Source organism: uncultured Streptococcus sp., assembly GCF_963521865.1.
GTDB lineage: Bacteria > Bacillota > Bacilli > Lactobacillales > Streptococcaceae > Streptococcus.
Genome location: NZ_CAUQWY010000011.1, coordinates 1 through 13461, shown reverse-complemented (window position 1 = coordinate 13461; position 13461 = coordinate 1). Strand labels below are relative to the sequence as shown.

At 40.6% G+C, this 13461-nt stretch carries 14 protein-coding genes; 13 read left to right on the top strand and 1 reads right to left on the bottom strand.

Going from position 1 to position 13461, the window contains the following annotated elements; all coding sequences use genetic code 11:
• Positions 1-74: 74 nt before the first annotated feature.
• The 13 genes from gndA (at position 75) to RWO85_RS04630 (ending at position 13092) form a co-directional block, all read left to right on the top strand.
• Positions 75-1499, top strand: a complete 1425-nt coding sequence (gene gndA / locus RWO85_RS04690; RefSeq protein WP_000158778.1) for an NADP-dependent phosphogluconate dehydrogenase — start codon at positions 75-77, stop codon at positions 1497-1499.
• 11 nt (positions 1500-1510) lie between these two features.
• Positions 1511-2200: a response regulator transcription factor gene (locus RWO85_RS04685; protein WP_314414335.1), complete on the top strand. Its 690-nt coding sequence runs from the start codon at positions 1511-1513 to the stop codon at positions 2198-2200.
• 99 nt (positions 2201-2299) lie between these two features.
• Entirely contained in the window at positions 2300-3307 is a 1008-nt protein-coding gene (cbpJ, locus tag RWO85_RS04680) for a choline-binding protein CbpJ (protein WP_314414334.1), read from the top strand.
• A 17-nt stretch (positions 3308-3324) separates the two neighbouring features.
• Positions 3325-4344 (top strand): choline-binding protein CbpC, encoded by a 1020-nt coding sequence (gene cbpC / locus RWO85_RS04675; protein ID WP_314414333.1) that lies wholly within the window; start codon positions 3325-3327, stop codon positions 4342-4344.
• Between the two features lie 121 nt (positions 4345-4465).
• Entirely contained in the window at positions 4466-5344 is an 879-nt protein-coding gene (mvk, locus tag RWO85_RS04670) for a mevalonate kinase (protein ID WP_314414332.1), read from the top strand.
• Complete coding sequence (gene mvaD, locus RWO85_RS04665; RefSeq protein ID WP_314414330.1) at positions 5326-6279, top strand: diphosphomevalonate decarboxylase; 954 nt, start codon at positions 5326-5328, stop codon at positions 6277-6279. Before mvk ends, mvaD begins: the two co-directional genes overlap by 19 nt.
• Positions 6266-7273: a phosphomevalonate kinase gene (locus tag RWO85_RS04660; RefSeq protein WP_314414328.1), complete on the top strand. Its 1008-nt coding sequence runs from the start codon at positions 6266-6268 to the stop codon at positions 7271-7273. The genes mvaD and RWO85_RS04660 overlap by 14 nt, the downstream gene beginning before the upstream one ends.
• Positions 7257-8267, top strand: a complete 1011-nt coding sequence (gene fni / locus RWO85_RS04655; RefSeq protein ID WP_314414326.1) for a type 2 isopentenyl-diphosphate Delta-isomerase — start codon at positions 7257-7259, stop codon at positions 8265-8267. The genes RWO85_RS04660 and fni overlap by 17 nt, the downstream gene beginning before the upstream one ends.
• Before the next feature lie 77 nt (positions 8268-8344).
• Positions 8345-9043, top strand: coding sequence for a cell wall-active antibiotics response protein LiaF (gene liaF / locus RWO85_RS04650; RefSeq protein WP_314414324.1), 699 nt, complete (start codon positions 8345-8347; stop codon positions 9041-9043).
• A complete protein-coding gene (locus tag RWO85_RS04645; protein WP_314414322.1) occupies positions 9040-10035 on the top strand; it encodes a sensor histidine kinase in 996 nt (331 codons plus the stop codon). The genes liaF and RWO85_RS04645 overlap by 4 nt, the downstream gene beginning before the upstream one ends.
• Before the next feature lie 13 nt (positions 10036-10048).
• Positions 10049-10681, top strand: coding sequence for a response regulator transcription factor (locus RWO85_RS04640; protein WP_296173915.1), 633 nt, complete (start codon positions 10049-10051; stop codon positions 10679-10681).
• Between the two features lie 280 nt (positions 10682-10961).
• Positions 10962-11849, top strand: coding sequence for an NlpC/P60 family protein (locus RWO85_RS04635; protein WP_314414321.1), 888 nt, complete (start codon positions 10962-10964; stop codon positions 11847-11849).
• 52 nt (positions 11850-11901) lie between these two features.
• The gene (locus RWO85_RS04630; protein ID WP_314414320.1) at positions 11902-13092 is read left to right on the top strand and encodes an N-acetylmuramoyl-L-alanine amidase family protein; all 1191 of its coding nucleotides are present in this window, start codon (positions 11902-11904) and stop codon (positions 13090-13092) included.
• Between the two features lie 82 nt (positions 13093-13174).
• Here RWO85_RS04630 and RWO85_RS04625 read toward each other — a convergent pair whose 3' ends face one another.
• Complete coding sequence (locus RWO85_RS04625) at positions 13175-13363, bottom strand: hypothetical protein (protein ID WP_314414319.1); 189 nt, start codon at positions 13361-13363, stop codon at positions 13175-13177.
• Between the last annotated feature and the right edge of the window lie 98 nt (positions 13364-13461).

Here is a 13461-nt window from a genome sequence, read left to right as displayed (position 1 = left end):
CAGTCGTTACAAAATTCTTTCTTTTCAAAAGTAAAAATGATAAAATAAAACAAATTAAACAAGAGGAGTGTCAAATGACAAAAGCTAACTTTGGTGTCGTAGGTATGGCCGTAATGGGTCGTAACCTTGCCCTTAATATTGAATCTCGTGGTTACACAGTTGCTATTTACAACCGTAGTAAAGAAAAAACGGAAGATGTGATTGCTTGCCATCCTGAAAAGAACTTTGTACCAAGCTATGACGTTGAAAGTTTTGTAAATTCAATCGAAAAACCTCGTCGTATCATGCTCATGGTTCAAGCTGGACCTGGTACAGATGCTACTATCCAAGCCCTTCTTCCACACCTTGACAAAGGTGATATCTTGATTGATGGCGGAAACACTTTCTACAAAGATACAATCCGTCGTAATGAAGAATTGGCAAACTCTGGTATCAACTTTATCGGTACTGGGGTTTCTGGTGGTGAAAAAGGTGCCCTTGAAGGTCCTTCTATCATGCCTGGTGGACAAAAAGAGGCCTACGAATTGGTTGCAGATGTTCTTGAAGAAATCTCAGCTAAAGCACCAGAAGATGGCAAACCATGTGTGACTTACATCGGTCCTGATGGAGCGGGTCACTATGTGAAAATGGTTCACAACGGTATCGAGTACGGTGATATGCAATTGATCGCAGAAAGCTATGACTTGATGCAACACTTGCTAGGCCTTTCTGCAGAAGACATGGCTGAAATTTTTACTGAGTGGAACAAGGGTGAATTGGACAGCTACTTGATTGAAATCACAGCTGATATTTTGAGCCGTAAAGACGATGAAGGTCAAGATGGACCAATCGTAGACTACATCCTTGATGCTGCAGGTAACAAGGGAACTGGTAAATGGACTAGCCAATCATCACTTGACCTTGGTGTGCCATTGTCACTCATTACTGAGTCAGTATTTGCCCGCTACATTTCAACTTACAAAGAAGAACGTGTGCATGCAAGCAAGGTTCTTCCAAAACCAGCTGCCTTCAAATTTGAAGGAGACAAGGCTGAGTTGATTGAAAAGATCCGTCAAGCCCTTTACTTCTCAAAAATCATTTCATACGCACAAGGTTTTGCTCAATTGCGTGTAGCTTCTAAAGAAAACAACTGGAACTTGCCATTTGCGGATATCGCATCTATCTGGCGTGATGGCTGTATCATCCGTTCTCGTTTCTTGCAAAAGATTACAGATGCTTACAACCGTGATGCAGACCTTGCTAACCTTCTTTTGGATGAGTACTTCTTGGATGTTACTGCTAAGTATCAACAAGCAGTGCGTGATATCGTAGCTCTTGCTGTTCAAGCTGGTGTACCAGTACCAACTTTCTCAGCAGCTATTACTTACTTTGATAGCTACCGTTCAGCTGACCTTCCAGCTAACTTGATCCAAGCGCAACGTGATTACTTTGGTGCCCACACTTACCAACGTAAAGACAAAGAAGGAACCTTCCACTACTCTTGGTATGACGAAAAATAAGTAGGTCTGCCATGGGGAAACGGATTTTATTACTTGAGAAAGAAAGAAATCTAGCTCATTTTTTAAGTTTGGAACTCCAAAAAGAGCAATACCGAGTTGATCAGGTTGAGGAGGGGCAAAAAGCCCTCTCCATGGCTCTTCAGACAGACTATGACTTGATTTTATTGAATGCTCAACTGGGGGATATGACAGCCCAGGATTTTGCAGACAAGCTGAGTCGGACTAAGCCAGCCTCAGTCATCATGGTCTTGGACCATCGCGAAGAATTGCAAGATCAGATTGAGACAGTCCAACGCTTTGCCGTTTCTTACATCTATAAGCCAGTTATTATTGAGAATTTGGTGGCTCGTATTTCAGCGATTTTCCGAGGTCGGGACTTCATCGATCAACACTGTAGTCAGATGAAGGTTCCAACGTCTTACCGCAATCTGCGTATGGATGTAGAACATCATACCGTTTATCGTGGCGAGGAAATGATTGCTCTGACGCGTCGTGAGTATGACCTCTTGGCTACTCTTATGGGAAGCAAGAAAGTTCTGACTCGTGAGCAGTTGTTGGAAAGTGTCTGGAAGTATGAAAGTGCGACCGAAACCAATATCGTGGATGTCTATATCCGTTATTTACGTAGCAAGCTTGATGTAAAAGGTCAAAAAAGCTACATTAAAACCGTTCGTGGTGTTGGTTACACCATGCAAGAATAGAAAAGCAGTTGCAGTTGTGTAACTGCTTTTTATGTAATTTCTTTATATATTGACATAAAATTTTGTATTTGCTACAATCAGTTAAGGAGGATAGGTCTAATGAAAATAATAAAAAAATTGATGCAAATCGCATTAGCAGTCTTTTTCTTTGGTTTGCTAGCGACAAGTGCAGTATTGGCGGATGATGCTGATTCAGAAGGCTGGCAATTTGTCCAAGAAAATGGTAGAACCTACTACAAGAAGGGTGACATCAAAGAAACCGACTGGCGAGTGATTGATGGCAAGACCTATTATTTTGATTATAATGGTGAAATGGTTGTTGGTTGGCAATACATTCCAATGCCAGTTAAAGGATATACAATTGGTCCTTACCCTAATGGCATAAGATTAGAAGGTTCCCCAATGCCAGAATGGTACTATTTCGATAAAAATGGAGTGCTACAAGAGTTTGTTGGTTGGGAAGCATTAGAGGTTAAAACTAAAGACAGCGTTGGAAGAAAGCATGGGGAAAAACGTACAAATCCGGAAGATAAAGAAGAGAAGAGTTTTTACACGAACTATTACTTTAATCAAGATCATTCTTTAAAGACAGGTTGGCTTTATGACCAGTCTAACTGGTATTATCTAGCTAAAACAGAAATTAATGGAGAAGACTATATTGGTGGTGAAATACGTACAGGTTGGATAAATGATGGTTCAGCTTGGTACTATCTAGATCCAACAACTGGTATCATGCAAACTGGTTGGAAACAACTTGGCAATAAATGGTACTATCTCCGTTCATCAGGAGCTATGGCAATTGGTTGGTATCAAGATGGTTCAACTTGGTATTATTTAGATAATAAAAATGGTGATATGAAGACAGGTTGGGTATATGTTGGTAACCGTTGGTACTACCTTCGTTCATCAGGAGCTATGGCAACTGGTTGGGTGAAAGATGGTTCAACTTGGTACTACCTAAATGCAAGTAATGGAGATATGAAGACAGGTTGGACCAAAGTAGGTGGAAACTGGTATTATCTCAATTCAAATGGAGCAATGGTTACAGGTAGTCAAACTATCGATGGTAAAGTTTATAATTTCGCCTCATCTGGTGAGTGGATTTAATATTGGATGGTATATAGATGAAAATTTTGAAAAAAATTATGCAAGTTGGACTGACAGTATTTTTCTTTGGTTTGCTAGCTACAAATGTAGTATTTGCAGATACCACAGGTGGCCAATTTGTTGATAAGGATAATAGAAAATATTATGTAAAAGATGATCATAAAGCAATCTATTGGCATAAAATAGACGGTAAAACCTACTATTTTGGTGATAGAGGAGAGATGGTTGTCGGTTGGCAATACGTAGAAATTCCTGGAACAGGTTATCGTGATGATTTATTTAATAATCATCCAGTCTTAGAAATTGGCCTTGAGGAGAAGTGGTACTATTTTGGACAAGATGGTGCTTTGCTAGAACAAACAGATAAACAAGTACTAGAGGCAAAAACGTCTGAAAATACAGGAAAAGTATACGGTGAACAATATGCTCCATCTGCTGAAAAGAGAACTTATTATTTTGATAATCATTATGCTGTAAAGACAGGCTGGATTTATGAAGACGGCAATTGGTATTATTTAAATAAGATAGGAAATTTTGGCGATGATTCTTACAATCCACTACCAATTGGTGAAGTTGCTAAGGGTTGGACTCAAGATTTTCATGTTACTTTTGGCATTGATAGAAGCAAACCTGCTCCGTGGTACTATCTAGATCCAGAAACTGGTATCATGCAAACTGGTTGGAAACAACTTGGCAATAAATGGTACTATCTCCGTTCATCAGGAGCTATGGCAACTGGTTGGTATCAAGATGGTTCAACTTGGTATTATTTAGACCAGTCAAATGGAGATATGAAAACAGGCTGGCAATACCTTGGTAACAAGTGGTACTACCTTCGTTCATCAGGAGCTATGGCCACTGGCTGGTATAAGGATGGTTCAACTTGGTACTACTTAAATGCAAGTAATGGAGATATGAAGACAGGTTGGTTCCAGGTCAATGGCAAATGGTACTATGCTTATAGCTCAGGTGCTTTGGCAGTGAATACCACTGTAGATGGCTACTACGTCAACTATAATGGCGAATGGGTTCAATAATGAAAGAGGCGATTGTAAAGGAAACAATCGCTTTTTTTGTGAAAATATAATAAAATAGATAGGAAAGAATAAATACTTGTGTGAAAAATGAGACGGCTTTTTCGTCTAGTAAAAGGAAAACATGACAAAAGTAGTTGGTGTCGGTCAGGCACATAGTAAGATAATTTTAATAGGGGAGCATGCAGTCGTTTACGGTTATCCTGCCATTTCCCTGCCTCTTTTGGAGGTGGAGGTGACTTGTAAGCTAGTTCCTGCAGCGAGTCCTTGGCGTCTCTATGAGGAGGATACCTTGTCCATGGCAGTTTATGCTTCGTTGGAGTATTTGGATATCAAAGAAGCCTGCATTCGCTGTGAGATTGACTCGGCTATCCCTGAGAAGCGGGGAATGGGTTCGTCAGCAGCTATCAGTATAGCGGCCATTCGTGCGGTATTTGATTACTATCAGGCAGAACTGCCTCATGATGTATTAGAAATCTTGGTCAATCGGGCGGAGATGATTGCCCATATGAATCCAAGTGGTTTGGATGCCAAGACCTGTCTCAGTGACCAGCCTATTCGCTTTATTAAGAACGTAGGATTTACAGAGCTTGAGATGGATTTATCCGCCTATTTGGTGATTGCTGACACGGGCGTTTATGGTCATACCCGTGAAGCCATCCAAGTGGTTCAAAGTAAGGGCAAGGATGCCCTACCGTTTTTGCATGCTTTGGGAGAATTGACCCAGCAGGCAGAGGATGCGATTTCACAAAAAGATGCTGAAGAATTGGGACAAATCCTCAGTCAAGCGCATTTGCATTTAAAAGAAATTGGTGTCAGTAGCCCTGAGGCAGACCATCTGGTAGAAACGGCTCTTAACCATGGTGCTCTGGGTGCCAAGATGAGTGGTGGTGGACTTGGAGGCTGTATCATAGCCTTGGCAGACAATTTGACACACGCACAAGAACTGGCAGAAAGACTAGAAGAGAAAGGAGCTGTTCAGACATGGATAGAGAGCCTGTAACAGTACGTTCCTACGCAAATATTGCTATTATCAAATATTGGGGAAAGAAAAAAGAAAAAGAGATGGTGCCTGCTACTAGCAGTATTTCTTTGACTTTGGAAAATATGTACACGGAGACGACTTTGTCATCTCTACCGACGGATGCGACAGCTGATGCCTTTTACATCAATGGTCAGCTACAGAGTGAGGCGGAGCATGCTAAGATGAGCAAAATTATTGACCGTTACCGTCCAGTTGGAGAAGGCTTTGTCCGTATCGATACTCAAAACAATATGCCTACCGCGGCGGGTCTGTCCTCAAGTTCTAGTGGTTTGTCTGCCCTGGTCAAGGCTTGTAATGCTTATTTCAAGCTTGGATTGGATAGAAGTCAGTTAGCGCAGGAAGCGAAGTTTGCCTCAGGATCTTCCTCTCGGAGTTTTTATGGACCATTAGGTGCCTGGGACAAGGATAGCGGGGAAATTTACCCTGTCGAGACAGACCTGAAACTAGCTATGATTATGTTGGTGCTAGAAGACAAGAAAAAACCAATCTCTAGTCGTGATGGGATGAAACTCTGTGTGGAAACTTCGACGACTTTTGATGACTGGGTGAGTCAGTCTGAGAAAGACTATCAGGAGATGCTGGTTTATCTCAAGGAAAATGACTTTGCTAAGGTTGGGGAATTAACGGAGAAAAATGGTCTGGCTATGCACGCTACGACCAAAACAGCATCACCAGCCTTTTCTTATCTGACGGATGCTTCTTATGAAGCCATGGACTTTGTTCGCCAGCTCCGTGAGCAAGGGGAAGCCTGCTACTTTACTATGGATGCTGGTCCCAATGTCAAAGTCCTCTGTCAAGAGAAAGACTTGGAGCATTTATCAGAAATCTTCGGTCAACGTTATCGCTTGATTGTGTCAAAAACAAAGGATTTGAGTCAAGATGATTGCTGTTAAAACTTGCGGAAAACTCTATTGGGCAGGCGAATATGCTATTTTAGAGCCAGGGCAGTTGGCCTTGATAAAGGCCATTCCCATCTATATGAGGGGAGAGATTGCCTTTTCTGACAGCTACCGTATCTACTCAGATCTGTTTGATTTCGCAATAGATTTGACGCCAAATCCTGACTATAGCTTGATTCAAGAAACGGTTGCTTTAGTGCAAGATTTCCTCGTTTATCGTGGGCAGACTTTGCGACCTTTTTCTCTAGAAATCCGTGGAAAAATGGAACGAGAAGGGAAAAAGTTTGGCTTGGGTTCTAGCGGTAGCATCGTTGTTTTGGTTATCAAGGCCTTGCTGGTTTTATATGATATTACGGTTGATCAGGGTCTCTTGTTCAAGTTAGCCAGCGCTGTCTTGCTCAAGCGCGGAGACAATGGTTCTATGGGAGACCTTGCCTGTATTGTGGCAGAGGAATTGGTTCTCTATCAGTCATTTGATCGCCAGAAGATAGCAGCTTGGTTGGAAGAAGAAAATTTTTCGACAGTTTTAGAGCGTGATTGGGGCTTTTCAATTTCGCAAGTGAAACCAACTTTAGAATGTGATTTCCTAGTGGGATGGACCAAGGAAGTAGCTGTGTCTAGTGATATGGTCAAGCAAATCAAGCAGAATATAAATCAGAATTTTTTAAGTTCCTCAAAAGAAACGGTGGTTTCTTTGGTAGAAGCCTTGGAGCAGGGGAAAACCGAAAAAGTGATCGAGCAAGTAGAAGTGGCAAGCAAGCTTTTAGAAGGCTTGAGCGCAGATATTTACACGCCTTCGCTGAGACAGTTGAAAGAAGCCAGTCAAGATTTGCAAGCTGTTGCTAAGAGTAGCGGCGCTGGTGGTGGTGATTGTGGTATTGCCTTGAGTTTTGATGAGCAATCAACTGAAACCTTAAAAAATCGTTGGGCCGATCTGGGGATTGAGCTCTTATACCAAGAAAGGATAGGACATGACGACAAATCGTAAGGACGAGCACATCCGCTATGCCCTTGAGCAGAAAAGTTCCTATAATAGCTTTGATGAGGTGGAGCTGATTCATTCTTCCCTGCCTCTTTACGATCTGGATGAAATCGATCTTTCGACAGAATTTGCTGGTCAAAAGTGGGACTTTCCTTTCTATATCAATGCTATGACGGGTGGAAGTGATAAGGGTAGAGAAATCAATCAAAAGCTGGCTCAGGTGGCGGAAGCCTGTGGTATTTTATTTGTAACGGGTTCTTATAGCGCAGCCCTCAAAGATCCAGCAGATGACTCTTTTTCTGTCAAGTCTAGTCATCCAAATCTCCTCCTTGGAACCAATATTGGATTGGATAAGCCTGTCGAGTTAGGACTTCAGACTGTAGAAGAAATGAATCCTCTTATCCTGCAGGTGCATGTCAATGTTATGCAGGAATTGCTCATGCCTGAGGGAGAAAGGAAGTTCAGAAGCTGGCAATCGAATCTAGCAGACTATAGCAAGCAAATCCCTGTTCCGATTGTCCTCAAGGAAGTGGGCTTTGGAATGGATGCCAAGACCATCGAGAGAGCCTATGAAGTGGGTGTTCGTACAGTGGATCTATCAGGTCGTGGTGGTACCAGCTTTGCCTATATCGAAAATCGTCGCAGTGGTCAACGTGACTACCTCAATCAATGGGGCCAGTCCACCATGCAGGCCCTTATCAATGCCCAAGACTGGAAAGACAAGGCTGAACTCTTAGTTAGTGGAGGTGTTCGCAATCCGCTGGATATGATTAAGTGTTTGGTCTTTGGTGCTAAGGCTGTAGGACTGTCTCGAACCGTTCTGGAATTGGTTGAAACCTATTCAGTTGAAGAAGTAATCAGCATTGTCCAAGGCTGGAAAGCAGATCTACGCTTGATCATGTGTGCCCTTAAGTGTGCAACCATAGCAGATTTGCAAAAAGTAGACTATCTTCTTTATGGAAAATTAAAAGAAGCAAAAGATCAGATGAAAAAGGCGTAACCACCGCCTTTTTTTCCATCTTCAGACCGAGGTGACTTTTTTGAATTGTGATAAAATAGAAGGGAGAGGATGGTCCTATGAGAAAATTTAAAATCTTTTTATTTATCGAAGCCTGTCTTTTGACAGGAGCTCTGATTTTGATGGTATCAGAGCATTTTTCGCGTTTTCTGCTGATTTTATTCCTCTTTTTGCTTTTGATTCGCTATTACACTGGTAAAGAGGGCAATAATCTTCTTTTAGTAGTGGCAACCATTCTCTTCTTTTTCATCGTCATGCTAAATCCCTTTGTGATTCTAGCTATTTTTGTTGCGGTTATATACAGCCTCTTTCTTCTTTATCCGATGATGAACCAGGAAAAAGAGCAGACCAATTTGGTTTTTGAAGAGGTGGTAATGGTTAAGAAGGAGAAAAATCGTTGGTTTGGCAATATCCATCATTTTTCAAGCTACCAGACTTGCAAGTTTGATGATATCAATCTCTTTCGTCTTATGGGCAAGGATACCATTCATTTGGAGAGGGTCATCTTAACCAATCACGATAATGTCATTATCCTCAGAAAGATGGTAGGCACGACCAAAATCATTGTGCCTGTAGATGTAGAAGTTAGTCTCAGCGTTAACTGTCTATATGGGGATTTGAATTTTTTTAATCATCCCAAGCGAGCTCTCCGCAATGAACACTATCATCAAGAAACAAGAGACTATCTTAAGAGTAACAAGAGTGTCAAGATTCTCTTGACCACTATGATTGGCGATGTTGAGGTGGTCAGAGGATGAAAAAACAAGCCTATGTAATCATTGCTCTAACCTCCTTTCTGTTTGTCTTATTTTTCTCCCACAGCTTGCTGGAAATTCTTGATTTTGACTGGTCTATTTTCATGCACGATGTCGAAAAAACAGAAAAATTTGTCTTTTTGTTGTTGGTGTTCAGCATGTCCATGACCTGTCTCTTAGCCTTATTTTGGCGAGGTATTGAAGAGCTTTCTCTAAGAAAAATGCAGGCTAATCTCAAGCGTTTATTGGCAGGGCAAGAAGTGGTTCAGCTTGCAGATCCAGATTTGGATGCCAGTTTCAAGTCCTTGTCTGGCAAACTTAACCTTTTGACAGAAGCTCTTCAAAAGGCTGAAAATCACAGCCTTGCTCAGGAAGAGGAAATCATCGAGAAAGAACGGAAGCGGATTGCTCGGGATTTGCACGATACAGTCAGTCAGGAGTTGTTTGCGGCTCACATGATTTTATCGGGTATCAGTCAGCAGGCTTTGAAATTGGATAGAGAAAAGATGCAGACCCAGTTGCAGAGTGTCACAGCTATTTTAGAAACAGCCCAGAAGGATTTGCGGGTCTTACTCTTGCATTTGCGACCAGTTGAATTGGAACAAAAGAGCTTGATAGAAGGAATTCAAATTCTTCTAAAAGAGCTTAAGGACAAGAGTGATCTTAAGGTTAGTCTCAAGCAAAATGTGACGAAATTGCCTAAGAAAATCGAGGAGCATATCTTCCGTATCCTGCAAGAGTTAATCAGCAATACCCTCCGCCATGCCCAGGCCTCCTGTTTGGATGTCTATCTCTATCAGACGGATTTTGAATTGCAACTGAAGGTGGTGGATAATGGGATTGGTTTCCAGTTAGGGAGTTTAGACGATTTGAGTTATGGACTCCGCAATATTAAGGAGCGGGTTGAAGATATGGCAGGGACGGTTCAGTTATTGACAGCACCCAAGCAAGGGCTGGCAGTTGATATCCGTATTCCCCTGTTAGATAAGGAATGACAAAGGAGTAAAGATGAAAATTTTACTAGTAGATGACCATGAGATGGTCCGATTGGGCTTGAAAAGCTACTTTGACCTCCAAGACGATGTAGAAGTTGTGGGCGAGGCGGCAAACGGGTCTCAAGGTATTGACTTGGCCTTGAAATTGCGTCCAGATGTTATTGTCATGGATATCGTCATGCCTGAGATGAATGGAATTGATGCGACCTTGGCTATCCTCAAAGAATGGCCTGAAGCCAAGATTTTGATTGTGACTTCGTACTTGGACAATGAAAAAATTATGCCTGTTTTAAATGCTGGTGCTCGGGGCTATATGCTCAAGACTTCTAGTGCAGACGAACTACTCCATGCTGTCCGTAAGGTGGCTGCTGGGGAGTTGGCCATTGAGCAAGAGGTCAGCAAAAAGGTCGAATACCACCGCAATCACATAGAACTACATGAGGACCTGACTGCGCGTGAGCGAGATGTTCTCCAACTCATCGCCAAGGGCTACGAAAATCAGCGTATCGCAGACGAACTCTTTATCTCTCTCAAGACGGTCAAGACCCACGTGTCCAATATCCTAGCCAAACTTGAAGTCAGCGATCGTACCCAGGCTGCAGTCTATGCTTTTCAGCACCACTTAGTGGGGCATGAAGAGTTTTAGTAGTTATATAAAATAATGTTGGAGAAATGATTTGATTTAGTATCAAAGAAGCGAGTAAGTGCCTCTATTGTGATAAAATATTTTTTTCACAATATTTTTATGTTTTTGATTGACATTCATTTTATAGGGGAGTAGAATAGAGTTATAAACAGATAAAATAATATATTGACTATAAAAAAAGATTGATATAAACTCAAAAGGAGGTTAAAATCATGTCCCCGTAAACTATTAAAATAAGGTCACTAGAGCGTTAAGGAATTTTGAAGAAAGGATTTTTGTCATGAAAAAATATATTACTTATGCAGCTTTATTACTTACTTCAGGAGCTTTGTTATCAACTACTTATGTAGTTAGTGCAGAAACTACAACGTCTACCACTAAAGTGACTACATCACAAGCAACTTCACAGTATACAAGCGAGAAAGAAGCAATTGATCAACTTGTTAAAGAAGGTAAAATTAAGGTTGAAGACGCAGAACAAGTTAAGTTGGTAGGATTTTCTCCTAGAGAATTAACTCAAGTAGAAAGTAATCAAGAAAAAATAGCATTTAATCAAAATAGAGATGATAAAGGAACCTGGATGAAAACAGATGGTCGCTGGTGGTTCAAATATAGTTCAGGTGGGTATGCTAAACATTGGGAATTGTTAGATGAGAAATGGTATTATTTTGATGATCAAGGTTGGATGAGATCAAATGAGTGGATTAACCCAGATGGTAATTGGTATTATCTTTCAAATGATGGTTCCATACTAACTGATTATAATAGAGTTAATGGGAAACCTTATTTCTTCAGACCTAACGGTGTTTGCGTAGAAAATAAGGGGCAGGCAATTGCTGAGTATGCAGAGACATTTGTAGATAAAATCCCATATATTGGGGGTTTGGCAGACTTGAATAAGGGTGTAGATTGCTCAGGATTTACACATGCCATATATAAAAACTTTGACATTTACTTAGGAACTGATACTAGATCTCAATTTAATCAAGGAATTGATGTAACTGGTAGTGAAAAACCTGGAGATTTAATTTTCTTTAATAATCTTGCGCATGTGGGAATTAATATTGGCGGTAACCAGGTGGTTCACGCAAATTCTGAAAGAAAATTTGTAAACATAACTAACAATGAATACATTGGATCCATTGACGGAGCTAGACGAGTTTGGTAACAATAAAATTTAAATGTCATAAATAATTTGTTACTAATTGGAGGAAATGGCTATGAAAAAATCTAAACTACTTACACTTGGTTTGCTTGCAGGTGCTGGTCTACTATTGTCTATCAATCAAGCACAGGCTGCAGATACTTGGGTTAAAAATGGTTCTGACTGGAATCTTTCACAAGATGGCAGTCTCGCTAAAAACAAATGGGTGCAAAATGCTGGCTCATGGTACCACTTTGACGGTTCTGGTAAAATGCAGACAGGCTGGCTCAAAGACGGTAACACTTGGTATTCGCTCGCAGATAGTGGCGCTATGCGTACTGGCTGGTACAAGGAAGGAAATACATGGTACTCCCTAGCAGATAGTGGTGCCATGCGTACAGGTTGGTACAAAGAAGGATCAACTTGGTACTACCTAAAAGACAGTGGAGCTATGGCAACAGGATGGGCAACTGCAAATGGTCAATGGTCTTACTTTGAAAAATCAGGTGCAATGGTCGCAGACAGAGCTGTTCCAGCCAGTGATGGGGAAAGTTATGTCATTGGTAAGGATGGTTATATGTTGACCAGACTTCCAAGTCAGGTTGAACAAGATCCTTTTGATGATACAGTTATTACAGATATCGTTACTTTGTCTGATGGTTATGACTATCACCTTGTTCATAAGAAAGATGGAGTTGTTATCGAAAAGAATGCCTGGTATATCAAACCTATTGTTGAACGTTTTTCTTATCAAAAGATTGGCGATATAAAACGAAATACTTTAGATGCAATTACTGATAATAAAAAACCAGGGGAAGAAATTGATCCTAAAGCTGTCATAAAGAATTTCCAAAACTTACCAAATAAGTATTACTTTGGAGCAGATGGACGTAAGGTTGCGAATCTACCAGAATTCACTACTCACTTCCCTATTCAAAAAGTTGGATCTGAACTTTATCTTAGAAATTCAAGTCCAGTTATTAGTCTAGACTCATCTGTATTGACAATTAATGACAATAAACTTTATCTAATAGCTGCCAATGATTATAATGGTAAACTTGTAACTGGATATTTCACAATGTTTATGGACGGATTATTATCTAAAGATCACCATATTTTGGGCTATGCAGATGAATCTGGTGAAATCGTGAAGATGAAAGTTTTGCCTAATGATTTCCGTGATCATATTGAAAAAGGAATTTCCGGTTTTTATGGAGAAACTGTTCGATACGACGGTTCAACAGGCAATGTTTCTGTTGTGAAATAAACTATCTGACAACGTAAAATAAAAAAAGCGAACAGCTTCGTTTTCTAGGAAGTCATGTTCGCTTTTATTCATAATGTAATAGTTATTGTTTGGTCTCTATTTCAAAAAAATCTACTTGATAATAATCACGAACTTCTTTTTTCATTTCCTCTAGTAATCGACTTTCATCTGTTGATTCGAGTAAGGATAGTCCTTTATTAATCATAGCATGTTCCTCAGTAACGATTCCCAGACGTACTTGAGCTACACCTAATAAATCGTATCGTTTCATTTTTTTGATAAATCAAGACATTCTTGAATTAAGCATAGACAGGCATCTTTCTTCCCTGCTTCAAGGTACATTCGGGTCATATTGGCTAGAATGGAGTA

What these genes read in the sequence shown, in the direction of transcription:
- gndA (WP_000158778.1), top strand. Translation starts at nt 75, where the DNA reads ATGACAAAAGCTAACTTTGGTGTCGTAGGTATGGCCGTAATGGGTCGT.
- RWO85_RS04685 (WP_314414335.1), top strand. Translation starts at nt 1,511, where the DNA reads ATGGGGAAACGGATTTTATTACTTGAGAAAGAAAGAAATCTAGCTCAT.
- cbpJ (WP_314414334.1), top strand. Translation starts at nt 2,300, where the DNA reads ATGAAAATAATAAAAAAATTGATGCAAATCGCATTAGCAGTCTTTTTC.
- cbpC (WP_314414333.1), top strand. Translation starts at nt 3,325, where the DNA reads ATGAAAATTTTGAAAAAAATTATGCAAGTTGGACTGACAGTATTTTTC.
- mvk (WP_314414332.1), top strand. Translation starts at nt 4,466, where the DNA reads ATGACAAAAGTAGTTGGTGTCGGTCAGGCACATAGTAAGATAATTTTA.
- mvaD (WP_314414330.1), top strand. Translation starts at nt 5,326, where the DNA reads ATGGATAGAGAGCCTGTAACAGTACGTTCCTACGCAAATATTGCTATT.
- RWO85_RS04660 (WP_314414328.1), top strand. Translation starts at nt 6,266, where the DNA reads ATGATTGCTGTTAAAACTTGCGGAAAACTCTATTGGGCAGGCGAATAT.
- fni (WP_314414326.1), top strand. Translation starts at nt 7,257, where the DNA reads ATGACGACAAATCGTAAGGACGAGCACATCCGCTATGCCCTTGAGCAG.
- liaF (WP_314414324.1), top strand. Translation starts at nt 8,345, where the DNA reads ATGAGAAAATTTAAAATCTTTTTATTTATCGAAGCCTGTCTTTTGACA.
- RWO85_RS04645 (WP_314414322.1), top strand. Translation starts at nt 9,040, where the DNA reads ATGAAAAAACAAGCCTATGTAATCATTGCTCTAACCTCCTTTCTGTTT.
- RWO85_RS04640 (WP_296173915.1), top strand. Translation starts at nt 10,049, where the DNA reads ATGAAAATTTTACTAGTAGATGACCATGAGATGGTCCGATTGGGCTTG.
- RWO85_RS04635 (WP_314414321.1), top strand. Translation starts at nt 10,962, where the DNA reads ATGAAAAAATATATTACTTATGCAGCTTTATTACTTACTTCAGGAGCT.
- RWO85_RS04630 (WP_314414320.1), top strand. Translation starts at nt 11,902, where the DNA reads ATGAAAAAATCTAAACTACTTACACTTGGTTTGCTTGCAGGTGCTGGT.
- RWO85_RS04625 (WP_314414319.1), bottom strand. Translation starts at nt 13,363, where the DNA reads ATGAAACGATACGATTTATTAGGTGTAGCTCAAGTACGTCTGGGAATC.